The sequence below is a fragment of the Pelomonas nitida genome (genome assembly GCF_043555975.1).
Taxonomy (GTDB): domain Bacteria; phylum Pseudomonadota; class Gammaproteobacteria; order Burkholderiales; family Burkholderiaceae_C; genus Pelomonas; species Pelomonas nitida.
In genome coordinates this window covers 48,010-70,718 of the sequence record NZ_JBIGIA010000011.1, presented here as the reverse complement: position 1 = coordinate 70,718, position 22,709 = coordinate 48,010, and the positions used below count along the sequence as shown (strand labels likewise).

Annotated in this window: 18 protein-coding genes; 7 read left to right on the top strand and 11 right to left on the bottom strand. The window is 71.4% G+C overall.

The window, feature by feature from the left end; all coding sequences use genetic code 11:
* Positions 1 to 17: 17 nt before the first annotated feature.
* The 3 genes from ACG00X_RS15175 (at position 18) to ACG00X_RS15165 (ending at position 6,386) form a co-directional block, all read left to right on the top strand.
* A complete protein-coding gene (locus ACG00X_RS15175; protein ID WP_394489032.1) occupies positions 18 to 4,139 on the top strand; it encodes a YhdP family protein in 4,122 nt (1,373 codons plus the stop codon).
* 59 nt (positions 4,140 to 4,198) lie between these two features.
* Positions 4,199 to 4,993, top strand: coding sequence for a carbon-nitrogen hydrolase family protein (locus ACG00X_RS15170; RefSeq protein ID WP_394489031.1), 795 nt, complete (start codon positions 4,199 to 4,201; stop codon positions 4,991 to 4,993).
* A gap of 133 nt (positions 4,994 to 5,126) precedes the next feature.
* Positions 5,127 to 6,386, top strand: coding sequence for an MFS transporter (locus tag ACG00X_RS15165; RefSeq protein ID WP_394489030.1), 1,260 nt, complete (start codon positions 5,127 to 5,129; stop codon positions 6,384 to 6,386).
* Here the strand turns inward: ACG00X_RS15165 and ACG00X_RS15160 are convergent.
* From ACG00X_RS15160 to ACG00X_RS15140, 5 genes are all read right to left on the bottom strand, one after another.
* On the bottom strand, positions 6,370 to 6,927 hold the full coding sequence (locus tag ACG00X_RS15160; protein ID WP_394489029.1) for a hypothetical protein: 558 nt from the start codon (positions 6,925 to 6,927) through the stop codon (positions 6,370 to 6,372). The two genes, ACG00X_RS15165 and ACG00X_RS15160, sit on opposite strands and share 17 nt — an antisense overlap.
* A gap of 74 nt (positions 6,928 to 7,001) precedes the next feature.
* The gene (locus tag ACG00X_RS15155; RefSeq protein ID WP_394489028.1) at positions 7,002 to 7,733 is read right to left on the bottom strand and encodes a hypothetical protein; all 732 of its coding nucleotides are present in this window, start codon (positions 7,731 to 7,733) and stop codon (positions 7,002 to 7,004) included.
* Positions 7,734 to 7,743: 10 nt separating this feature from the next.
* Positions 7,744 to 8,226: a hypothetical protein gene (locus tag ACG00X_RS15150; protein ID WP_394489027.1), complete on the bottom strand. Its 483-nt coding sequence runs from the start codon at positions 8,224 to 8,226 to the stop codon at positions 7,744 to 7,746.
* 189 nt (positions 8,227 to 8,415) lie between these two features.
* A complete protein-coding gene (locus ACG00X_RS15145) occupies positions 8,416 to 9,813 on the bottom strand; it encodes a sensor histidine kinase (protein ID WP_394489026.1) in 1,398 nt (465 codons plus the stop codon).
* Between the two features lie 57 nt (positions 9,814 to 9,870).
* A complete protein-coding gene (locus tag ACG00X_RS15140; protein WP_394489025.1) occupies positions 9,871 to 10,539 on the bottom strand; it encodes a response regulator in 669 nt (222 codons plus the stop codon).
* Between the two features lie 145 nt (positions 10,540 to 10,684).
* Here ACG00X_RS15140 and ACG00X_RS15135 point away from each other — a divergent pair, with 145 nt between their 5' ends.
* Positions 10,685 to 13,417 (top strand): M16 family metallopeptidase, encoded by a 2,733-nt coding sequence (locus tag ACG00X_RS15135; protein ID WP_394489024.1) that lies wholly within the window; start codon positions 10,685 to 10,687, stop codon positions 13,415 to 13,417.
* A gap of 9 nt (positions 13,418 to 13,426) precedes the next feature.
* Here the strand turns inward: ACG00X_RS15135 and ACG00X_RS15130 are convergent, their stop codons facing one another.
* Positions 13,427 to 14,362, bottom strand: a complete 936-nt coding sequence (locus tag ACG00X_RS15130; RefSeq protein WP_394489023.1) for a TIGR01777 family oxidoreductase — start codon at positions 14,360 to 14,362, stop codon at positions 13,427 to 13,429.
* Between the two features lie 212 nt (positions 14,363 to 14,574).
* On the opposite strand from ACG00X_RS15130, the gene ACG00X_RS15125 reads away from it, so the two are divergent.
* Both ACG00X_RS15125 and ACG00X_RS15120 read left to right on the top strand, forming a co-directional pair.
* A complete protein-coding gene (locus ACG00X_RS15125; protein WP_394489022.1) occupies positions 14,575 to 15,447 on the top strand; it encodes a c-type heme family protein in 873 nt (290 codons plus the stop codon).
* A gap of 103 nt (positions 15,448 to 15,550) precedes the next feature.
* Positions 15,551 to 17,005 (top strand): serine/threonine-protein kinase, encoded by a 1,455-nt coding sequence (locus tag ACG00X_RS15120; RefSeq protein ID WP_394489021.1) that lies wholly within the window; start codon positions 15,551 to 15,553, stop codon positions 17,003 to 17,005.
* 3 nt (positions 17,006 to 17,008) lie between these two features.
* On the opposite strand, the gene ACG00X_RS15115 is transcribed toward ACG00X_RS15120, so the two are convergent.
* Together ACG00X_RS15115 and ACG00X_RS15110 are read right to left on the bottom strand one after the other, a co-directional pair.
* Positions 17,009 to 17,224, bottom strand: a complete 216-nt coding sequence (locus ACG00X_RS15115; RefSeq protein ID WP_394489020.1) for a hypothetical protein — start codon at positions 17,222 to 17,224, stop codon at positions 17,009 to 17,011.
* 38 nt (positions 17,225 to 17,262) lie between these two features.
* Positions 17,263 to 18,174, bottom strand: a complete 912-nt coding sequence (locus ACG00X_RS15110; protein WP_394489019.1) for a class I SAM-dependent methyltransferase — start codon at positions 18,172 to 18,174, stop codon at positions 17,263 to 17,265.
* Between the two features lie 303 nt (positions 18,175 to 18,477).
* On the opposite strand from ACG00X_RS15110, the gene ACG00X_RS15105 reads away from it, so the two are divergent.
* Entirely contained in the window at positions 18,478 to 19,392 is a 915-nt protein-coding gene (locus ACG00X_RS15105) for a glutaminase (RefSeq protein WP_394489018.1), read from the top strand.
* A 3-nt stretch (positions 19,393 to 19,395) separates the two neighbouring features.
* Here the strand turns inward: ACG00X_RS15105 and ACG00X_RS15100 are convergent, their stop codons facing one another.
* The 3 genes from ACG00X_RS15100 to ACG00X_RS15090 all read right to left on the bottom strand — a co-directional run bounded on the left by ACG00X_RS15100 (position 19,396) and on the right by ACG00X_RS15090 (position 22,700).
* Entirely contained in the window at positions 19,396 to 19,941 is a 546-nt protein-coding gene (locus ACG00X_RS15100; RefSeq protein ID WP_394489017.1) for a hypothetical protein, read from the bottom strand.
* Between the two features lie 64 nt (positions 19,942 to 20,005).
* Positions 20,006 to 20,572, bottom strand: coding sequence for a redoxin domain-containing protein (locus ACG00X_RS15095; RefSeq protein ID WP_394489165.1), 567 nt, complete (start codon positions 20,570 to 20,572; stop codon positions 20,006 to 20,008).
* Positions 20,478 to 22,700, bottom strand: coding sequence for a protein-disulfide reductase DsbD family protein (locus ACG00X_RS15090; protein WP_394489016.1), 2,223 nt, complete (start codon positions 22,698 to 22,700; stop codon positions 20,478 to 20,480). Before ACG00X_RS15090 ends, ACG00X_RS15095 begins: the two co-directional genes overlap by 95 nt.
* Between the last annotated feature and the right edge of the window lie 9 nt (positions 22,701 to 22,709).

Below are 22,709 nucleotides of genomic sequence, written 5' to 3'. Positions count from 1 at the left end.
ACGTGCCTCAAGACAACGTGCCTGCCTTCTACTCGGCCGCCCTTCACCATTGCACCCGCGCCGCACGCTGGCACATCCGGCTGTGCTGGCACACGCTGCGCTGGGCGCTGCTGCTGCTGGCGATCCTGTGGGCACTGGGCGTGGTGGCGTGGTCCGTACTGCACTGGGCCATTCTCCCGCACGCCAATGAATGGCGTCCCTGGCTGGAAAAGGAAGCCTCAAAGGCTCTGGGGGTAGAACTCCGCATCGGCCGCCTGCAGGTCGAATCCGGTGGCTGGATGCCGCGCATGGAGCTGGGTGACGTGCGCGTGCTGGACATCAACGGCCGCCCGGCGCTGACGCTGCCGCGCGTGACGGCGGTGCTGTCGGCGCAGTCGCTGGTGGTGCTGCAGCCGCGCTTCTCGCAGTTGCTCATCGACAAGCCGGAGCTCGTCATCCGCCGCGATATCAGCGGCCGCCTCTTCGTCGGCGGCATGGGGCTGGACGACGCCGGCCGCGCCGACACCGGCACCACCGAGGCCGGGCTGGACTGGCTGTTCAGCCAGCCCGAGCTGGCCATCATGGCCGGCCGCGTGCGCTGGGTCGACGAAAAGCGCGCCGAGGCCCAGCCGCTGGAGCTGTCGGACCTGAACTTCATCATGCGCAACAGCCTGCGCCGCCACCAGCTGCGCCTGGACGCGACGCCGCCGGCGGACTGGGGCCGGCGTTTCACGCTGCGCGGGCAGTTCCGGCAGAGCGTGCTGAAGCGCCCGGCCGAATTCCAGTACTGGAGCGGCGACCTCTACGCCGAGCTGCCGCGCGCCGACCTGCGCCAGCTGCGCCGCCACGTGGACCTGCCCTTCCAGCTCAGCGAGGGTGACGGTGCCGTGCGGGCCTGGGGCCAGATCCGCGACGGCGAGGCGGTGGGCGCGACGCTGGACCTGGCGCTGCGCGCCGTGCGGCTGCGGCTGCTGGCGTCCGCCCCCGAGCTGGACCTGGACCACATCGAGGGCCGGCTGGACCTGGCCCGCAGTCAGGACCGGCTGTCGCTGCAGGCGCACCAGCTCGGCTTCGTCAGCGGCGACGGCGTCGTCTGGCCGCGCTCCGACTGGGGCGTGTCGCTGCAGCTCGGCGCGGGCGACAAGGTGCTGGGCGGCGAGGTCAGCGCGCAACGCCTGGACTTCGCGCTGATGGCCCAGATCGGCCAGCGCCTGCCGCTGGGCGAGCGAACCCACCAGCTGCTGGCCGAGCTGGAGCCGCGCGGCGTGCTGAGCGGGCTGTCGGGCCAGTGGCAGGGGCCGCTGGACACGCCCGCCAGCTACCGGGTCCGCGCGCAGATCGACGGCCTGGCCATCGCCGCCAAACCCGCGCCGGCGCCACACATCGGCCGCCCCGGGCTGAACGGCGCCAGCCTGGCGCTCGACGCCACCGAGCGCGGCGGCAGCGCGCGGCTGACGGTGCACGAAGGCGAAGTCGAGCTGCCGGGCCTGTTCGAAGACCCGCACCTGCCGATCACGCGGCTGTCCACGCAACTGAGCTGGCAGCTGCCCCGCCCTGGCGGCCGCTCGGCCGGCGACGTGCAGATCAGGCTGCGCGAACTGCAACTGCAGACGCCCGACCTGAGCGGCGACTTCGAAGTGCTGTGGAAACGCCCGGCCGGCGCCACGACGGCCGGCTTTCTGGACCTGACCGGCCACGCAACCCAGCGGGTGGACGCCACCCGCATCGCCCGCTACATCCCGCAGGGCATGCCCAACACGCGCAGCTACCTGGCCCGCGCGCTGCTGGCCGGTGAGGCGCTCAACACCCACGTCCGCATCCGCGGCGAACTGGCCGACTTCCCGTTCGACGCGCCCAAGTCCCCCGGGCTCTTCCGCGTCTCCACGCAGGCCCAGGGCGTCACGCTGGCCTATGTGCCGCACAGCGACCCGAGCGAGCCGGCGAAGGGCCACCCCGAGGCGACCTCGCCGCCTCGGGCGGCTGGGGGTTCGTCGAACTGGCCGGTCATGGACGGTGTGGACGCCGAGGTCATCTTCGAGCGCGGCGGCCTGCAGATCAAGGACGCCCACGCCCGCGTGCTGGGCTACGAGCTGACCAACGTCAACGGCGGCATCAAGGACCTGCACCGGGGCCGCGTGCTGCAGCTCGACGGCACCGGTCGCGGCCAGGGCGGCGACCTGCTGCACTTCGTGCGCGCGTCGCCGCTGGACGACTGGCTGGGCCACGCGCTGAGCACGGCCACGGCCCAGGGCCCCATGGCGCTGAAGCTGGGGCTGACCCTGCCGCTGGACGACATCGGCCAGTCCACCGTCAAGGGGCAGCTGCAGCTCGGCGGTGTGGACGTGCGCATGCGCCCGGACATGCCGCTGCTGGCCGGCGCCCGCGGCCGCATCGACTTCGACCGCAAGGGCGTGCAGCTGACCGGCATGACCGCCCGGCTGCTGGGCGGCGACGCCGGCATCGAGGGCGGCACACAGCGCGACGGCAGCCTGCGCTTTGCCGTGCAGGGCCAGGCCACGGCCGACGGCCTGCGCCGCGCCACCGAGCTGGGGGCCGTCGCACGCCTGGCCCAGGCCGCCAGCGGCCAGGCCGGCTACCGCTTCCAGCTGGCCGTCAAGGATGGCCAGCCGGAACTGAGCGTGTCCAGCACGCTGCAAGGCATGGCGCTGGACCTGCCCGCGCCGGCCCACAAGGACGCCGACGCCGCGCTGCCGCTGCGCCTGCTGATCACGCCCACCGGCAGCGGCCGCGACGAGCTGCGGCTGGAAGTGGGCAGCGCGCCGGCGCCGCTGCTGCAGGCGCAGATGCAGCGCGACCTGTCCGGCCCGACGCCGCAGGTGCTGCGCGCCGCGCTGGCCGTGCAGGAGAAGCTGCCCGCGCTGCCGGTCAGCGGCGTGCTGCTGCAGGCCAATGTCGGAACGCTGGACCTGGACGCCTGGCAACAGCGGCTGGGTGCGCTGACCGGCAATGCTGGCAGCGGCGCCGAGGGCGGCGACGGCAGCGACGGCGGCCTGCTGCCCAGCCAGATCGCCCTGCGCAGCCAGTCGCTCAAGGTCGGGGGCCGGCAGCTCGGCCGCGTGTCGGCGATGGCTGCGCGCGACGGCGCCAACTGGCGGCTGGACATCGACTCCGAGCAGCTCAGTGGCCGCATCGAGCTCAAGGGCGTGCGCGGCGCCCAGGTCGACACCGTCCAGGCCCGGCTCACGCGCCTGTCGCTGCCGCGCTCCGAGGCCGACACCGTCAGCGAGATGATGGACCCCGCCAACGCCGCGGCCTCGAGCAGCCCGCTGCCGTCGCTGGACATCGAGGTCGACGACTTCGAGCTGCGCGGCAAGCGCCTGGGGCGCCTGGAGGTGCTGGCCCAGGCCCCCGCCGCCGCGCGGGACTGGAAGCTGCAGAAGCTGTTGATGCACTCGCCCGACGCGACGCTGAGCGCCAGCGGCCGCTGGGGCGGCGACTTCACCGGTGCCGGCGCCCGCCGCACACAGCTGGACTGGAAGCTCGACATCGCCGACGCCGGCAAGCTGCTGGAACGCATGGGCCAGGGCCATGTGTTGCGTGGCGGCAAGGGTCAGCTGACCGGCCAGATCGGCTGGGACGGCTCGCCACTGGCGCCGCATTTCCCGAGCATGGCCGGCGCGCTGAACGTGCAGCTGGATTCCGGCACCTTCCTGAAGGTGGAGCCGGGCGTCGGGCGGCTGCTGGGCGTGTTGAGCCTGCAGTCGCTGCCGCGCCGCTTCCTGCTGGACTTCCGTGACGTGTTTGCCGAGGGCTTCACCTTCGACGGCGTGACCGGCGACGTGAAGATCGCCGGCGGCGTGGCGCGCAGCGACAACATCCGCATCCGCGGGCTGCAGGCGGCCGTGCTCGTGGAAGGCAGCACCGACCTGGCCGCCGAGACGCAGAAGCTGCGCGTCGTGGTCGTGCCCGAGGTGTCGGCAGGCGGCGCGTCGCTGGCCTACGCGGCCATCAACCCCGCCATCGCGCTGGGCGCCTTCCTGGCGCAGATGATCCTCAGCCGCCCGATGGCCGCCGCCAGCACGCGCGAGTTCCACATCACCGGTAGCTGGAACGAACCCAAGGTCGAGAAGGTCGACGGGCCGGCGGCGATCTCCCGACCCACGAGTGCGGCCTCTGCGGCCAGCGGCACGGGCGACTGACGTCGGCACGCGCGTCGCGGCGACCGCCGATCGACCGCGCGCGGCGCTAGCATTCGCGCATGAAGATCGCCGCCTGCCAGATGGTGTCCGGCCCCGACGTGGGGGCCAACCTGAAAACCGCGCGCCGCTTGCTCGAATCGGCCGCCACCCAGGGGGCAGGCCTTGCCGCCCTGCCCGAGTATTTCTGCCTGATGGGCCAGCACGACAGCGACAAGCTGGCGCTGGCCGAGGAACTCGGCCACGGCCCCATCCAGGCCATGCTGTCGCTCGCTGCCCGCGAGCTGCAGCTGTGGATCATCGGCGGTACGCTGCCCATCCGCGCCGAGCAGCCGGGCCGCGTGCGCAACACCACGCTGGTGTTCTCGCCGACCGGCGACGTCGCCGCGCGCTACGACAAGATCCACCTGTTCGCCTACGACAACGGCCGCGAGAGCTACGACGAAGCCCGCGTGCTGGAAGCCGGCAGCCAACCCACGGCCTTCGACGCCGGTGGCGTGCGCACCGGCCTGTCGGTCTGCTACGACCTGCGCTTTCCCGAGCTCTTCCGGCGCTACAACCCCTGCGATTTGATCGCCGTGCCCGCCGCGTTCACCTACACGACCGGCGAGAAGCATTGGGAACTGCTGCTGCGCGCCCGCGCCGTGGAGAACCAGTGCTATGTCATCGCGCCGGCGCAAGGCGGCCGGCACGAGAACGGGCGGCGCACCTGGGGCCACAGCATGATCGTCGACCCCTGGGGCGAGGTGCTGGCCGTGCTGCCCGAGGGCGAAGGCGTCGTCTGCGCCGACATCGACCCGCGACGCCTCGCGCAGGTGCGCCAGCAACTCCCGGCCCTGGCGCACCGCAAGCTGTAGCCGCTCGCAGACCCCTGCCCCCGCTGCTTCGTCAACGGGCCACCGGCCGAGGGCGCCATCGCCGCAGCGCCGTCACCGGGCCCGGCGCGACACCGCGCCGCCAAGACTCTCCCACACCCCCCATTCATTCGTCATGACTGACAAACTCCCCAGTCGCAGCACCGCCTGGCTCATCGGCGCCCTGGTCGCCATGGCGCTGTTCGGCAACTACTACGTCTACGACTCCATCGGCCCGGTGGCCGACCTGCTGCAGAGCCAGCGCGGTTTCAGCGACAGCCAGGTGGGCCTGCTGAACGCGATCTACAGCCTGCCCAACGTCGTGCTCATCCTCGTCGGCGGCGTGCTGGTGGACCGCTTCGGCGCCGCGCGCATGACGCTGTGGACGGCGCTGGTGTGCCTGGCCGGCGCAACGCTGACGGCCTTCAGCCCCAACTTCTTCGGCATGGCGACCGGGCGGCTGCTGTTCGGCATCGGCGCCGAGACCTTCAACATCGCGACGCTGGCGGCCATCGCCGACTACTTCGGCGGCCGCAGCCTGGCCTTCGCCATGGGCCTCGCGCTGGGTGTGGGCCGGCTGGGCTCCGCCAGTGCCGACATGTCGCCGACCTGGTTCGCCAGCGCCTATGCGCAGGGCTGGCAGCCGCCGCTGGCCATCGCGGCAGGCATTGCGGCCGCGTCGCTGGCCGCGTCGCTGCTGTATTGGTGGCTGGACCGCGGCCCGCGCGCGGCCGGCCTGCTGCCCACCGGCAAGACCGCCGAGAAGTTCGTGTGGCGCGACCTGCTGCATTTCGGCCGTGCCTACTGGTATTTGCTGGCGCTGTGCGTGCTGTGGTACTCCGTCATCCTGGCCTTTCGCAGCACCTTCTCGATCAAGTACTTCCAGCATGTGCACGGGCTGGACCTGGCCACCGCCGGTGAGATGAACAGCTATGTCTTCCTGGCCGCCGTGTTCGCGACGCCGGCCTTCGGCTGGCTGTGCGACCGCCTGCAGCGCTACGCCCCGTTCCTGGCCTTCGGCGCGCTGCTGCTGCCGATCGCGCTGGGCGTGCTGGCGCTGACGCACTGGAGCCTGTGGGTGTCGACGGCGCTGATCGGCATCAGCTTCTCGCTGGTGCCGGCCGTCATGTGGCCCATGGCCAGCCGCATCGTGGCGCCGAGCCGCTTCGGCACCGCCATCGGCCTGATGTGGGTGGCGCAGAACGCCGGCATCAGCGGCGCGAACTTCGCGGCCGGCTGGCTGAACGACCAGGCCGGCGCCAGCGCGGCCAACCCGGCGGGCTACGCGCCGATGATGGAATTCTTCGGCATCGCCAGCCTGCTGGGCTGCGTCTGCGCGCTGATGCTGTGGCTGACGGCCGGGCGCCGGCGCCACGAGGTCAAGGCGCCAGCGTGACGAGCTCGCGCAGCAGCCGGTTGATGTTGGCCCGCAGCGCGCGCTCGTTGGCGATGCGCAGCCGCTCCGACGGCGACAGCATCGACTCGCTGAAACGCGCCTCCTCGGCGTTGGCGACGCGGCGCTGGTAGACCACCTTGCCGGCGATGCGGTCCACCAGCGTATAGCGCACCGCCACGCCCACGGTCGCGCCGCGCACGGGCACGAGGGGCTGCTCCAGCGCCAGCAGTTCGGCCTGCAGTTCGTAGCGGGGCTCGGGGTCGGGCGCCAGCGGGTGCATGCCGACGGCAAACAGCGACTCCTCCAGCGCCTGCTGCAGCGCCACCGCACTGACCTTGGAGCCCCACCACCGCCCCGTCTCGGCGCCTCCGTTCACAGGGGCCACGGCCACGCTCGCCTTCAGCATCGCCGGCACCCAGCCGCGGATCTGCAGCGCGTCCACCGGCGACAGCGTCATGGGCACCGTCTGGCTGGGCGTGCCGCAGCCGGCCAGCGTCAGCAGCGCGGCAGTGGCGATGGTGGGCAGGGCGAAGCGACACATGGCTGACCCATGCTAGGCCTGCCCGGCCTTGGCATGCTCCAGAAAAGCCCTCACGGGCGCCGGCTTTTCGGCGTTCAGCGGCAGGCAGCGACCAGGCCCAGCCCGCGCACACGCGCAGCCTCCAGGTCTGCGTCGGCGATGGGTTCGCCCAGGCGATCGCGCAGCGACTCGTCGCTGGGCGGCCGGTGGCGCAGCTGCCCTTCGGCCACGGCATACGCCACGGCGGCGATGGCATCCCGGGGCGTCAGCTCGCCCGCGTCCAGCAGCGTGGCCAGCTGGCCCATCGCAAAGGGCTCGCACTGCGCCGCTGCGTCCTTGAGCCCGCCCAACGCCTGCTCACGCCAGGCCTGCAGGCCCTCGCCATCGGCCGCCTGAACGGCGTCCGGGCCTTCGAGGAAGAAGTCGACCTGCGCACCGGCCACGCCCGCCCGGGCGGCCTCGGCCAGGAAGCGCAGCCTCTCGTTGACGAGCGTCAGCGGCACCCCCGGGCAAGCTGCCTCGGCGCACGGCGACAGCAAACGGTAGGCGGCGTAGCCCGCCCGCCGGTCGCCCAGGCGGGCGGCGGCGACGACGCGGTCCAGTTCCGCCGGTGCGGCCGGCGCCAGCGCCGCCGGCACCCGCCGTGGCGGTGCCACCGGTGGACGTGCGGCCGGCATCGGCACCTGTGCAGGCGACGCCAAGGCCGCCAGCCGCGGGGCGGCGGGCGCGCCACCGGCCGGGGGTGGCGCCGGCACGGCGACGAAGACCAGGCCCAGCGCAGCCAGCAGGCCCGCCGCGCCCAGCACCCCCAGCCAGCCGTTCGTCACGCCACGCCCCTCAGTCCCACAGGTAGCAATAGGTCTGGCTGCGCTCCAGGTTGCTGCCCACCGCCGTGCTCGACGTGAAACGCTTGACCCAGCCGTTGGGGGCGCTCTTCGTCGGCGTGTCGCCACAGTTGGTATGCACCCAGTGGATGCCGACGCCGCTGGTGTACTTGGCACCGCACAACTCCAGCCGGTCGTTCACCTTGATCGCTGCCAGCGAGGCGGGCACGGTCTTGGCGTTCTTCACGTAGTCGACCGCGAAGACGTTGTCGATGGCCACGTCATAGGTCTTGCCGTCCTGGTCGGCGACCAGGCTGAGGTGGGTGTGTGACAGCTGCACCCCCTGGATGGTCTGCGTGGCGGCCGTGAACTTCGGCGCCTTGGTCACGGTGCCCGTGAGGAAGGCGCCTTTGGCCGCGGAACAGTTGCTCTGCTCGGAGGCAGCGGCCGCTGCGGCCAGGCCCAGCAGCAGGGTCGCGATCAGTGCTTGCTTCAAGTCAGCTCCTCGAGAAAGTCGGGGGACCGGCCATGGCCGGGACGGCGGAGTGATGCCGAACCCACGGCACCGCTCGGTGCAGAAGCTAGCGTGCCGACGCGCCATTGCGTCTCCGTGACGGCATGGCCCCGGAAACAGGGACGCCCCTCGGATTGACAGCGTCGCGGGCCCGCCCCGGGGCGCCGACGGTCAGACGGTGGAGATGGAGTCCGGCGCTGCGGGCAAGCTGAGGCGCGCGCGCAGCCCATGCTCGCCATGGGCATCCAGCAGCTCCAGCCGGCCGCCGTGGCGGGTCGCGATGTCAGCCGCGATGGCCAGGCCCAGCCCGCTGCCCGCGCCCACCGCGCCCTCGCCGCGCCGAAAACGCTGCATGGCCACGGGCCGCTCGGCCGGTGCGATGCCGGGCCCGTTGTCCTCGACCTCGAGCCACGCCCCCTCATCGCGCCCGCTGCCGCAGCGCACCGTGATGCGCGCCCCGGCGCCCGCGTAGCTGACGGCGTTGTGGATGAGGTTTTCCAACGCCTCTCGCAACAGGAAGGCATGGCCCAGCGCCGGCGCATCCGCCAGCTCGAAACCCAGGTCCACGCCGCTGGGCAGGCTGCGGTGCGCCCAGTCCTGCCCGCTCTCGGTGGCAATGTCGCGCAAGTCGATGCGCTGGCCGACATCCACCGTGCGATCCTCGGCACGCGCCAGCGACAGCAGTTGCTGCGCCAGCCGCGCACTGCGCACGACGCGCTGGCGCAGCCGCTCCAGCAACGGGTCGACGCGCTGGTCGTGCGGCTCCAGCATGGCCAGCTCGATCTCGGTCTGCAGCGAAGTCAGCGGCGTGCGCAGCTGGTGCGCGGCATCGGCCAGGAATTCCCGCTGCGCTTCGGCCGCCCGGTTCAGGCGCTCGAACAGCCGGTTGAAGGCGGCTTGCAGCGGCACCAGCTCACGCGGCAACGGGGAGGTCAGTGGCGTCAGGTGAAGCAGGTCGCGCCGCTCCAGCTCGAGGCTCATGCCGGTCAGCGGCGCCAGGCCCTGGCGCACCGCTGCCCAGCCGGCCAGTGCCAGCAACAACGCCAGCACCAAGCCCGTGAGCGCCACGAAGCCGGCAATCTCGCGCTGCAGCGCGTCACGCTTGTGCAGCGTCTCGGCCACCATCACCTGGCAGGCCGCACCGCCGCCGCAGTCACGCCCCAGCTGCGCCAGGCGCAGCTCGCGCCCGCGCAGCCGCACATCGCCGAACCGTGAGCCACCAGGCGGCAGCGCCTGCGGGCGCGGCAACACCTCGGTCAGGCCGGCATCCCCCTGCATGACCTCGCCGCCGGGCGCCAGCACAAGGTAGAAAACATCGTCCTGGCGGTCGAACCGCAGCGCGCGGTCCATCGTCACGCTGATATCGATGCCCGGCGCGCCGCTGCGCAGGTCGATCTGCCCCGCCAGCGTCAGCGCCGTGTCCTCCAGCCCTTCGTCCAGCCAGCTCTGCGCACTCTTCTGCACCTGCTCATACAGCGCAATGCCCAGCACGGGCAGCACGACGAGCAGCGGCAGCATCAGCCAGGCAAACAGCCGGCCCTGCAGACTCGACCTCGAACCGCGATCCAAGGTCAGCGCCCCTGGGCCAAACGCGACGCTGGGCGGGTCGAGGCCGCGCCGCTCATCTCAGCCAATTTCTTCCAGCAGGTATCCCAAGCCGCGCACCGTGCGCAGCTGCACACCGCCGGGTTCGATCTTGGCTCGCAGCCGCGACAGGCACACCTCGATGGCGTTGTCGCTGACGCCCTGGTCCCAGGCATTGCTCGCCAGCGCGATGTGCTCCTTGGGCACCACCTTGCCGGCGCGCGCCATCAGGAAACCCAGCACGTCCCACTCCCGGGCCGACAGCGCCAGGGGCTCGTCCTCGATATAGGCGCGGCGGGCTTCCTGGTCGATGCGCAGACGCGCAAGCTGAAGCTGATTGCTGGTGCGCGCCTGGCTGCGGCGCACCAGCGCGCGGGCGCGGGCCACGAGCTCGGTCAGCGCGAAGGGCTTGACGAGATAGTCGTCCGCGCCGCCCTCCAGGCCCCGCACGCGATCCTCGACGGCGTCTCGCGCAGTCAGGATGAGCACGGGTACGGGCAGCCCCTCGACCCGCACGCGGCGCAGCGTCTCGAAGCCGTCGATGCCGGCCAGTCCGATGTCCAGGATGAGCAGGTCATAAGCGTCTTCGCGCAGCGACCGCGGCACCGGTTCACCGCGTGCGGTGCAGTCCACCACCCAACCCTGTGATCGCAGGGCGCGGGCGGTGGTTTCGACGAGTTGGTCGTCGTCTTCGACGAGCAGGATGCGCATGGGCGGCAGTATGGCGCGACTCGCTGCCGTGCGCTGACGCCGGGCTGTCGCTGCCGGACGGGCGCCGTGGCGCCCATGACCTCCGACAGACGGCCACCACGCATGGCTATGCTGCCTGCCCCGCGACTCCGAGCACCGCCTTCCCATGCGATTGCTGCCCCGCCACGCTGCCCTCCTGCTCGCCCTGCCATTGCTGGCCGCGGCCGCGCCTTCGAACACCCCGGTCCGCGAGGCCGAAGGGGTGGCCGAATACCGCCTCGCCAACGGCCTGCAGGTGCTGCTCATTCCCGATGCGACCAAGCCCACCGTCACGGTCAACGTGACCTACCGCGTCGGCAGCCGTCACGAGGGCAACGGCGAGACCGGCATGGCCCACCTGCTGGAGCACCTGGTCTTCAAGACGACGCGCAAATACGCCAACGTCGGCGCCGAGCTATCCAAACGCGGCATGCAGTTCAACGGCTCGACCAACGCCGACCGCACCAACTACTTCGAGACCTTCCCCGCCGACCCGGCCCACCTGAGCTGGGCCCTGGGCATGGAGGCCGACCGCATGACCGGCGCCAAGGTGCTGAGGAGCGACCTCGACACCGAGATGACCGTCGTGCGCAACGAGATGGAAGCCGGCGAGAACGATGCCGTCCAAATCCTCATGCAGCGCACACAGGCGGCGGCCTACCAGTGGCACGCCTACGGCCGCAGCACCATCGGCGCGCGCTCCGACGTCGAGCATGTCGACATCCCCCGCCTGCAGGCGTTCTATCAACGCCACTACCAGCCCGACAACGCGACGCTGGTGGTCGCCGGCGCGTTCGACCCCGCCCGCACGCTGACCGAGATCACCCGCGTGTTCGGCGCCATCCCGAAGCCAAAGCGCGTGCTGCCACCGACCTACACCGTCGAGCCCGTGCAAGAGGGCGAGCGCCAGGTGGCGCTGCGTCGCGTCAGCGCGATGCAGGCGGTGTTCGCGAGCTATCACATCCCCGCCATGGCCAGCCCCGACTACGCGGCCTTCGAGGTCGCCGTCACCGCGCTGGCCGACACGCCCAGCGGCCGCCTGCACAAGCGCCTCGTCGAGCCCGGTCTGGCGGCGCAGACCTTCGGCTGGGCCAACCGCAGTGCCGAGCCGGGGCTGCTGAACCTGGGCCTGATCCTGAAGTCCGACAACGACGTGGACCGCGCCCGGCAGTTGCTCGCCGACACGGCGGACAACCTCGTCAAGGAGCCCATCACCGCCGAGGAACTGCAGCGCGCCCAGGCGCAATGGGCCAAGAGCTTCGACGAGCTGATGGCCAACCCGCAGAACCTGTGCGTGGCGCTGTCGGAAGCCATCGCCGCCGGCGACTGGCGGCTGCTGTTCCAGCTGCGCAACCGCGTCGAGGCCGCCACGGTCGACAGTGTCAACGCGACGCTGCGCCAGTGGCTGCTGCCCAGCAACCGCACCGTGGGCAGCCTGTACGGCACGGCCGCGCCCGAGCGCACGCCACTGGCTCTGCCCATCGCCGCCGCCGAGGCGCTGAAGGACTACGTGCCCAAGGCCGCCGTCGCGGCCGGCGAGGTGTTCGACACCAGCCCGGCCAACATCGACCGCCGCACGCAGCGCTTCCAGCTCGCCAACGGCCTGAAGGTCGCCGTGCTGCCCAAGCGTTCGCGCGGCGAGACGGTGGAGCTGGCCCTGAACCTGCACTACGGCACCGTGGACAGCCTGCGCGGCCGGCGCGCCGAGGCGGCGCTCATCGGCGACGCGCTGGGCCTGGGCACGAAGCAGCACAGCCGCGCGCAGTTGGCCGACGCCTTCGACAAGCTCAAGACCAGCGTGCGCGCGCAGAGCGGCCCGGTCAGCGGCACGCGCATCGTGCTGAGCAGCCGCCGGCCGCAGCTGCCCGAAGCGCTGGCGCTGCTGGCCGAGATGTTGCGCGAGCCGACCTTCCCGGCCGCCGAGGTCGAGCAGCTGACGCGCCAGCAGATCGCCGGTCTGGAAGAAGCCGCGCAGCAGCCGCAGGCGGTGGCCTCGCACGGGCTGCAGCGCGCCATCGCCGCGCAATACCCGGCCGATGATCCGCGCCACGTCGCCAGCTTCGCCGAGAGCGCCGCTGCGTTGAAGGCCATGACGGCCGACAAGCTGCAGGCCTTCCACCGCGACTTCCTGGGCGCCAGCCACGGCGAGCTGGTGCTGGTGGGCGACTTCGACGCGACCGAGATCAAGCCGCTGCTGGAGCGCCTGTTCGGCAGCTGGACGGCCCCGCAGGCCTACACGCGCATTCCCATGCCATTGCCGCCCGTGCAAGGCCTGAAGCTCGAAGCCAAGCTCAAGGACAAGGTCAACGCGATGGTCATCAGCGGCCTGCTGCTGCCGATGCGCGACGACGATGTCGACCACGCCGCGCTGCGCATCGCCGCCCATGTGCTGGGCGCCAGCGGCTTCGACTCGCGGCTGATGACGCGACTGCGGCAGAAGGAAGGCGCCTCCTACGGCGCGGGCGCCTGGATGAGCGTCTCCAGCCGCGAACCCAGCGCCACGCTGGGCACCTATGCCATCTTCGCGCCCGAAGCGCGGGGGCGCGTCGAGGCGGCGCTGAACGACGAACTGACCCGCTTTGTGCGTGACGGCATCACGCAGGCCGAGCTGGACACCGCCAAGCGCGCGATGAAGGCGCAGAGCGACACCTGGCGCAGCGAAGACGCGGCCGTGGCCGGCGCCATTGCGGGCCACCTGGAGCGCGGCCGCCAGTTCAAGTGGGACGCCGAGCTGGACGCCCGCGGCGAAGCGCTGACGCTGGCGCAAGTGAACGCGGCTATCAAGCGCTGGATCGACCCGACCAAGGCCAACTGGTCGTGGGCCGGAGACTTCGACAAGGCGCCGGCCAAGCCCCAGTAGAAGCCGACCTCACCCGGCCAGATCGGCCAGCGCCGACGGCAGCGTCGGATGCCGGAACTCGTAGCCTGCCGCCAGCGCGGCGGCAGGCACGGCGTTCTGACCGTCCAGCAGCAGGCTGCTCATCTCGCCGGCCAGCTGACGCAGCGGCCAGGCCGGCATGCGCAGCCAGACGCGCCGGCCGAACGACGCCGCCAGCGCCTGCACGAACTCCGCCTGCGTCGGCGTCTGCGGTGCCACCGCATTGACGGCGCCGGCCAGGCCCTCGTTGCCGAGCGCAAAACTGATCAGCCCGACGGCGTCCTGCAGATGCAGCCACGGCGCCCGCTGCCGGCCGCTGCCCAGCACCGCGCCCAGGCCCAGCCGGGCGGCCAGCGCCTGCATGGGATAGGCCCCGTCTTCGCGCCCGAGCACCACGCCCAGGCGCAAGCGCACGACGCGCACGCCCAGCGCCTCGGCGCAGCGCGCTTCGTGCTCGATGGCGGCGCACAGGTCCGACTGGAACTCGCCCGGCCGCGGCGGGCTGGCCTCGGTGCAGGGCTGGTCGCTGTTGACCGCGCCGTAGAAGCCCACCGCCGACGCGCTGACCAGCACCTGCGGCTGGTGCGCCAGCCGGCGGATCAGCGCCACGACCTGATGCGTGACGCCCACGCGGCTGGCCAGCAACACCTGTCGCCGCGCGGCCGTCCATGGCAGGCCCAGCACGCGGGCGCCGGCCAGGTTGACGACGGCGTCGATGCGCGTATCGGCGGGCACGGCCGCCAGCGTGTCCACCGCCCACACGCCCGGCCCGAACGTCGCGCTCGCCCGACGCGGGTCGCGACTCAGCACGATGACGTGACGCCCCTGGCCGCCCAACTCGGCCACCAAGGCCCGGCCGACAAAGCCGGTGGCGCCGGTGATGAGGACGGCGCGTTGAAGGGGCGTGGGAGGGGGGCGTGTCGTCATGGCCCGAAGGTTACGCAATCGGCGCACGGCGAGCCATGCGAACGCGCGAACGCGGCGCATGCGCTCAAGAACAACGTCTGCATTCAACGCCGGTACTCAACGCTGACGGCGGTCGGCCGCCCTTTCGTCGTACATGCAGCGGATCCCCGCCCGGGGCCGAACTCAACCGGCGCGACGCCGGCACTAACATGGCCCGCCGCCACGGGGTTGCCATGAAACTGCTCGTCAAATTCAACCTGGTCTACCTGCTCGTCATGAGCCTGGGCATCGCGCTGAGTGGCTACATCGCCCGGCAACTGCTGCAGGACAACGCCAAGCAGGAAACCGTCGCCAGTGCGCAGATGCTGATGGAGAAGGCGCTGGCCGTGCGCAACTACACCAACACGCAGATCAAGCCGCTGCTGGTGTCGCAGATGACCGAGAAGTTCCTGCCGCAGACGGTGCCGAGCTATTCCGCCACCGAAGTGCTGGGCACGCTGCTGGCCAGGCACCCCGAGTTCGCCTACAAGGAGGCGGCGCTCAACCCCACCAACCCGCGCGACCGCGCGACGAGCTGGGAGGCCGACATCGTCGGCCAGTTCCGCAGCGATGCCAGCCTGCCCGAAGCCATCGGCACGCGCGACACGCCCGCCGGCCCCTCGCTCTACATCGCGCGGCCGCTGCGCATCACCGACCCCGCCTGCCTGGCCTGCCACAGCAGCGTGGAGGCCGCGCCCGCCACCATGGTGGCGCAATACGGGCCTGCCAACGGCTTCGGCTGGAAGCTCAACGAGGTCATCGGCGCGCAGATCGTCTCGGTGCCGCTGGGCGTGCCGCTGGAACGCGCGGGCAAGACCTTCAAGGTCTTCATCACGTCGCTGGTGGGTGTGTTCGTCGCCGTCGGCGTCGTGCTGAACCTGATGATCTGGCTGCTGGTCGTGCGCCCGGTCACGCGCCTGTCCGTGCTGGCCGACCGCGTCAGCCAGGGCGACCTCGACGCCCCCGAGTTCAAGACCGGTGGCCACGACGAGATCGCCACACTGTCCGACTCGTTCTCCCGCATGCGCGCCAGCGTCGTGCAGGCCATGAAGCTTCTGGATTCATGAGCCCACCCCGTACCGCCTTCGCCGGCCCCCTCAAGGAGGCGCTGCCAGTGGCCAGGCCAAGCCAGTTCCACGGCAGCCGCTTGGGAACACCCGGCGTCATGGCATGAGCGACAAGAAACATCCCGCGCAGCTCGGCAAATACCGCATCACCGACGTGCTCGGCGAGGGCGCGATGGGCGTGGTCTACAAGGGCTTCGACCCCGACATCCAGCGCACCGTCGCGCTGAAGACCATCCGCGCCGGCCTGGACGCCGACGACGACAGCCCCGGCGCACCGGCCTCGCGCTTTCGCAACGAGGCGCAGGCTGCGGGCCGGCTGGGCCACCCCGGCATCGTCGCCGTCTACGACTTCGGTCGCACCGAGCAGGTGGCCTACATCGCGATGGAGTTCGTCGAAGGGCGCTCGCTGGCCAGCTACCTGAGCGCCCGCGTGCGCTTCACCGACACCGACATCCCCGGCATCATGAGCCAGCTGCTCGACGCGCTGGGTCATGCGCACGACAAAGGCGTTTGGCACCGCGACGTCAAGCCCGGCAACATCATCCTGATGGGCACCGGCCGGCTCAAGGTGGCCGACTTCGGCATCGCGCGCATCGAGTCGCAGAACCTCACGCAGACCCACTACATGGTCGGCACGCCCAGCCACATGGCGCCCGAGCAGTTCCTCGGCAAGGCCATGGACCGGCGCGTGGACATCTACGGTGCCGGCGTCGTGCTCTACCAACTGCTGACCGGCCGCGCGCCGTTTGCCGGCACGACCGAGGCGCTCATGTACAAGGTCGTCAACGAGGAGCCGCAGCCGCCGTCGCGCGTCGACGGCGCCGACCGGCCGGCGTGGTTCGACGCCATCGTCGCCCGCGCGCTGGCCAAGCGCCCGGACGACCGCTTCGCCGACGCCGAGGCCTTCAAGCAGGCGCTGCTCGACGGCGCCGGCGCCGCGCTGGACGACACCGCCTGGGACCGCACGCTGATGACGGCGCCGCCGCGCCCCGCGCGCACGCCGCTGTCGCCCACGCTCGCGCCGCCCTCCACCGCCGGGGCATCCAGCGGCTTGCCGCCGACCGACTGGGACAAGGCCCTGCTGGCCCAGGCCGAGCAGACACTCGCCCGCCACGTGGGCCCGCTGGCCAGCGTGCTGGTGCGCCGCGCGGCGCGCGAATGCACCGACTTGGCCGGGCTCTACGCCAAGCTGGCCGAACAAGTCGCCGACCCGCGCGCCCGCGACGCCTTCCTGGCCCAGGCCGGCATCGCCACCAGCGGCGCCGGCAAGACGGCCGGCGGCACCAGCGGCACGCCCTCCGCCCCCGCCTCACGGGCGGCAACGGGCTCGGCCGGTTCGGCCGCCGGCACCACCCTCGGCGGCCCGCTGACCGACGCGGTCATCGAGAAAGCCGTCCCCCTGCTGGCCCAGCACGTCGGCCCCATCGCCAAGGTGCTCGTCAAACGCGCCGCCACCGGCATCGACAGCCGCGCAGTGTTCTTCAACCGGCTGGCGGAGGCGGTCAGCGATCCCGTTGCGCGGGAGAAGTTGTTGAAGGACCTGGGGCGGTTGGCCTGAGCGTCAGCGCTGCTCGGCCGGAAAGGCGGGCATCTTGGGCGCTCGCTGCCGCGTGGTCATCCGTTCGATGACGGCGGGATCGAGGCGATCGGTGCGCGTAGCCTCGGGCATCGGGTGAGCAACGGCGCAGGCCTCGCCCGCAGGAGGCTCCGTCTTGTCTGCAGCATGAGCTGCCGCAGTCGCCAAGAGCAGGACGATGGTTTGAGAAACAGCTTTCACACCAGCACTCCGTTGCGTGATAACTCGTGCAGTGGAGCTTACGCGGCGGCCGCCCGATAGGCGATGACTTTCAACGCGCGGTCCGGCGACACATCCGCAAACACCGCCGGGTTCGCCACCCGCTCGATGAACGCCAGCTCCGGCGCGTTCTCCTCCACCGCGCCGCGCAGGAACTCCAGCCCCAGCTCCGGCGCATTCAGGCACAGCAACGCCCCCCCGCCAGGCGCCAGCAGCGACGGCAGGCGCCTGGCCAGCCGCGCGTAGTCCTTGGTCGCGACGAAGCTGCCCTTCTGGAAGCTGGGCGGGTCGCAGACGACGAGGTCGTAGGGGCCGCCGCGCGTCAGCTTGCCCCAGGAGTTGAAGATGTCGTGGGCCAGGAACTTGGCGCCCGCCTTCACGCCATTCAGCTCATGGTTGGTGCGCCCGGTGGCGAGCGCGCCTGACGCCATGTCCACATTGACCACCTCGGCCGCACCGGCCTGCAGCGCGACGACCGAGAAGGCGCAGGTGTAGGCGAACAGGTTCAGCACCTTGGCGCCGGGCTTCACATGCTCGCGCACCCAGCGCCGGCCCTCGGCCATGTCGAGGAAGAGGCCATGGTTCTGGCCGCGCAGCAGGTGCACGACGTAGCGCGCGCCGGCCTCGGTGACGATATGCGGCTCGGGCACGGCACCGGCCATCAGCCGCGTCTCGGCCGCGTCACCACGGCATTGGTAGACCCAGTTCAGCGGTGCATCGGTGATCTGCCGCCAGCGCGCGGCGAGCGCGTCGCCGACGGCGGCCAGCGACGCGTCGTCCAGGGGTTTGAACGAGGTCAGCAGCAGCACCGGCGGAAAGGCATCCAGCGCCAGGTGCTCACAGCCGGGAAACAGGCCGCCACGGCCGTGGAAGACGCGCTGCGCGTCGGAGGGGAAAGCCATCTGGGCGATGGCGTCGAGCAAGGCTTGCATCACGCGATTGTCCCGGGGCCGCGTCTAGTCCAGCGACTCAGTGAAATCGGTGGTGCGCAGGGGGCAGGCCGGGCTGGCGGCAAGGCGCAGCGCGCAGCCAAGGCTGGCCGCCTTGGCAAGCGCTGCAACGACGCGGCCGGCCCGGCCAGTCCCCTGCCCGAAGGGTGAGTCCCTGGCCAGCCGCACTCCGCGTTGCAAGCGCTTGCCGGGTGCCTACACGCCTGCGCGCTTGCACCTTGATTGCGGCTGGCCAGGGGCTCACGCACCACCGATTTCACTGAGTCGCTGGACTAGGATAAACGCATGGACTTCCAGCCCATCCTCGACGAGATCAACGACGAACTGCGCCCGCGCCTGGGCCAGGTGGGCGGCAAGGTGGCCAGCTACATCCCGGCGCTGGCACGCGTGTCGCCCCAGCAGTTCGGCATTGCGCTGCGCACCTGTGCGGGCGACACGGCGGCGGCGGGTGACGCCGCCGTGCCGTTCTCCATCCAGAGCATGTCCAAGGTGTTCTCGCTGACGCTGGCGATCCGCTCGCTGGACGAAGCGCTGTGGGACCGCATCGGCCGCGAGCCCTCGGGCAGCGCGTTCAACTCGCTGGTGCAGCTGGAGAGCGAGCGTGGCATTCCGCGCAACCCCTTCATCAACGCAGGTGCCATCGCCGTGGCCGACCGCCTCGTGTCGCTGGGCGACGCCAAGGCCGAACTGCTGGCCATGCTCGCCCGGCTGTGCGGCGAGCCCATCCCCATCGACGCGGAAGTGGCACGTTCCGAGGCCGACACCGGCTTTCGCAACACCGCGCTGGCCAATTTCATGAAAGGGTTCGACACGCTGGACAACGACGTGGCCGAGGTGCTGGACGTCTATTTCAACCAGTGCGCCCTCTCGATGACCTGCGAGCAGGTCGCCTGCGCCGCCGGCTACCTGTGCCGCGACGGCCGCCATCCGCTGGCCGGCACGCCGGTGCTGAGCCCGGCGCAGGCCCGGCGCGTCAACGCGCTGATGCTGACCTGCGGCACCTACGACGCAGCCGGCGAGTTCGCCTTCCGCATCGGGCTGCCCTGCAAGAGCGGCGTGGGCGGCGGCATCATGGCCGTCGTGCCCGACCGGCTCACGCTGTGCGTGTGGTCACCGGCGCTGGACCCAACGGGCAACTCGCTGCTGGGCCGCCAGGCGCTGGAGCTGTTCGTGGCGAAGACGGGGTTGTCCGTTTTCTGAGCGTCACGGTACCGGCCGGCTGAGCAACGTGAAGGAGCGCAGCAGCTCATCAAGCGCTGCCTTGTCCGCGCGATAGCGCTTCGTCGTTGTGAGCAGTGCCACCCTGTAGACCACACGCAGGTCCGGACTCAGGGCCACGACCTCGTCCTTGACGTAGAGGCCGCGCAGCCCCTTGCATGCGTAGCGCGCCACCATCCTCACCCCGGGAAGCGGCCCGAGCCGCGTACTCGTGGACTGCGTGGAAAGAACGCGCAAGGCTTCAGCGCGCAGGAACTCGCGCTGTCGCGTCTCTTGTTTGCCCAGCGTGTCGTCGTCCAACACCTCGTAGCTGCCGTCGACGTAGAGATAGGCGCGCGGCGTCCAGGAGAGCGCGATGCCGAAGCCATGGTCAGGCGCCGGGCTCGGCGCGCCATGCCCGATCAACCCCGCGGGCAGTTGCACCGCGTAGCCGTACACCGGGTTGGCGTAGCGGGCGTCGAGTTGGGGCGCATCTGCATTCTCGAAGCCGCGCGAGGGGAAACGCCCGCAAGACTCGGCCTGCGCCGCCAAGGGGGCCGCCAGCGCCAGCAAAGTCGCCCGCGCCCGCAGGCTCACCCCAGACCGGAGCAACAAATCAGCTCGCGTACTTCACCGAGCAGCCATAAGGCCGCGTCGACGCCTTCTCGACCTTCTTGCCCGCCGCCACGGCGGCCAGGGCCTCGGTGACGTAGGGCTCGGCCTTGGCGATGTCGTCCTTGCTGGCCGACGCGATGCTGTCGATGCCGCCCTTGTAGGCCAGCGAGCCATCGCCCTTGATGACGAAGAGATGCGGCGTGGTCTGCGCGCCGTAGAGGCGGCCGAGTTCGCCGGTGGGGTCCAGCAGCGTCGCGGTGGGCGCGGCGCCGCGCTCGGCGTTGAGCTTCTGCGCCGTGGCGCCGTCGACATGGCCTTGCTGGCCCGGTGCCGACGAGATCACCTGCAGCCACACGACGCCCTGCGCCGTGGCGGCCTTTTGCTGGCTCTGCATGTTGCCGCTGCCGTAGTGTTTGCGCACGTAGGGGCAGTCGGCATTGGTCCACTCCAGCACCACCGTCTTGCCCTTGTAGTCAGCCAGGTTGACGGTCTTGCCGTCGGCGGCCGTGGCCGTGAAGGCCGGCGCGGGCGCGTCGACGGTGGCGGCGGCGTGGGCCAGTGCGGGCAAGATCAGGGCGGCGAGCAGGCTGCGGCGAAGCAAGGTCATGGCTAACTCCTGGAAGCGACGGGGGTGGGGAAACAGCCTCGATGACGAGGCCCGGGGTGAGGATCTGCGGCAGCACCTGCGCCTCGGCAGCGCCCGGCGCGTAGTAGAGGTAGAGCGGCACGCCGGAGCGGCCATGGGCCTTCAGCACGGCGGTGATCTTGGGGTCCTCGCGCGTCCAGTCGCCCTTCAGGTAGGTGATGCCGGCCTTCGCGAAGGCCTCCTTCACCTCGGGCCGCGACAGCGCGACGCGCTCGTTGACGAGGCAGGAGATGCACCACGACGCGGTCAGGTTCACGAACACCGGCTTGTTCTGCGCGCGCAGTTCGGCCAGGCGCTCGGCGCTGTAGGCCTCGGTCGACGACTCCGCCCGCACGTCGGCCGCCACCGGCTTGATCCAGGTCGACGCACCCAGCGCCAGCACGACGCTGGCCACCGCCGCGATGGTGCCCACGGCGCTCGCGCCGCTGGCATGGCGCCACCACAGGCCGAAGGCCATCAGCACCAGCCCGCCCAGCGCCAACGCGACGCCGTCGGGCCCGGCCTGCTGGGCCAGCACCCACAGCAGCCAGACGACCGCCGCGTACATCGGGAAGGCGAGCGCCTGCTTGAAGCGGTCCATCCAGGCGCCGGGGCGCGGCAGCCAGCGCTGCGCCGCCGGCCAGAACGCCAGCACGAGGAAGGGCAGCGCCAGGCCCAGGCCCAGCGCCAGGAACACGGCCAGCATGACGGCCGCCGGCTGGCTCAGCGCGAACGCCAGCGCCGCGCCCATGAACGGCGCGGTGCACGGCGTGGCGACCACGGCCGCCAGCACGCCCGTGAAGAAGCTGCCCGCCAGGCCCTGCTTGGCCGCCAGGCTGGAGCCCATGCCGGTGAAGCTGCCACCGATCTCGAACAGCCCCGACAGGCTCAGGCCGACGAGGAACAGCAAGTACGCCACCACCAGCACGAACACCGGCGAATGGAACTGGAAGCCCCAGCCCACCTGCTGGCCGCCGGCGCGCAGCGCGATCAGCACGGCCGCGAGCGCCGCGAAGCTGCCCAGCACACCGGCCGTGTAGGCCAGCCCCTCGGCCTTGTGATTGCCCTGGTTGACCAGCGCCAGCGCCTTGATGGAGAGCACCGGGAACACGCAGGGCATCAGGTTCAGGATCAGCCCGCCCACCAGCGCCAGCGCCAGCGCCGGCAACAGCCCGAGCTCACTCGGCGGCGGCGCCGCCGGCTCGACGGCAGCGGCCGGCGCCGTGAGGTCGGCCGCGCCCGGGCCCTTGCCGGCGCCGGCCGGCATCGTCGTGCTGACGGCCCAGGCCTGCTCGCCCGCCGCACTGGTCAGCACCAGCACGCCCGACAGCGGCTTGCCGGCCGGCACGGGCTCGTCGCCTGCCGGGATCTCGAGCGCCCAGCCGCCGCCCTCGGCCTTCAACGGCTGCGGTGCGCTGTGGGCCACCGCGCCCCAGGTGTCGGCGAAGAAATAGGCCTTGCTGATGCCCGTCGTCTCGCCGCTGAGCTGCACGCCCTGCGGCGCCGGCTTGATCTGCACGGCGAATGGCGCCGGCTGGGGAATGGCGCGGCGCCATTCCTCGATCTGCGCGGCGTCAGCACCGGCCTTGGCCTCGGCCGCCGAACCCACGACGGGCAGGTCCAGGCCCAGGCTGACATCCTCGGGGATGCAGACGTCCTTGCAGACCAGCCACTTCACCGCCGCGCCGGGCTGGAAGCGGGCGCCCGGCTTGGCGTCAGCCGGCACGGTCAGCTCGACCAGCAGCGCCGCCCGGCCCTCGTAGCCGTAATTGACGATGGGGCCGATGGCCTGGATGGACGGCGTGGGCCACTGGATGGCGCCGGCCTGGGTGCCCGTCCAGTCGATCGTCGTCGCCTGGCCGGAATCGCCCGGGTTCAGCCAGTAGGTGTGCCAATGCGGCTTGATGTCCTGCGTCAGCGCCACGGTGAAGCGCTGGCCGGGCGCCACGGTGGCCAGGCTGGACACCAGGCGCGCCTGCACATGGTCGGTCGAGGCTTCGGGAGGGGCCGCCAGGGTCAGCAGCGGAGCGGCCAGCAGGGCCGGGAGAGCGAGACGCAGGATGGGGAGCATCCCGAAATC

Coding starts and splice junctions, on each gene's coding strand:
- ACG00X_RS15165 (WP_394489030.1), top strand. CDS start 5,127: ATGACTGACAAACTCCCCAGTCGCAGCACCGCCTGGCTCATCGGCGCC.
- ACG00X_RS15130 (WP_394489023.1), bottom strand. CDS start 14,362: ATGACGACACGCCCCCCTCCCACGCCCCTTCAACGCGCCGTCCTCATC.
- ACG00X_RS15110 (WP_394489019.1), bottom strand. CDS start 18,174: ATGCAAGCCTTGCTCGACGCCATCGCCCAGATGGCTTTCCCCTCCGAC.
- ACG00X_RS15160 (WP_394489029.1), bottom strand. CDS start 6,927: ATGTGTCGCTTCGCCCTGCCCACCATCGCCACTGCCGCGCTGCTGACG.
- ACG00X_RS15105 (WP_394489018.1), top strand. CDS start 18,478: ATGGACTTCCAGCCCATCCTCGACGAGATCAACGACGAACTGCGCCCG.
- ACG00X_RS15170 (WP_394489031.1), top strand. CDS start 4,199: ATGAAGATCGCCGCCTGCCAGATGGTGTCCGGCCCCGACGTGGGGGCC.
- ACG00X_RS15090 (WP_394489016.1), bottom strand. CDS start 22,700: ATGCTCCCCATCCTGCGTCTCGCTCTCCCGGCCCTGCTGGCCGCTCCG.
- ACG00X_RS15140 (WP_394489025.1), bottom strand. CDS start 10,539: ATGCGCATCCTGCTCGTCGAAGACGACGACCAACTCGTCGAAACCACC.
- ACG00X_RS15135 (WP_394489024.1), top strand. CDS start 10,685: ATGCGATTGCTGCCCCGCCACGCTGCCCTCCTGCTCGCCCTGCCATTG.
- ACG00X_RS15120 (WP_394489021.1), top strand. CDS start 15,551: ATGAGCGACAAGAAACATCCCGCGCAGCTCGGCAAATACCGCATCACC.
- ACG00X_RS15125 (WP_394489022.1), top strand. CDS start 14,575: ATGAAACTGCTCGTCAAATTCAACCTGGTCTACCTGCTCGTCATGAGC.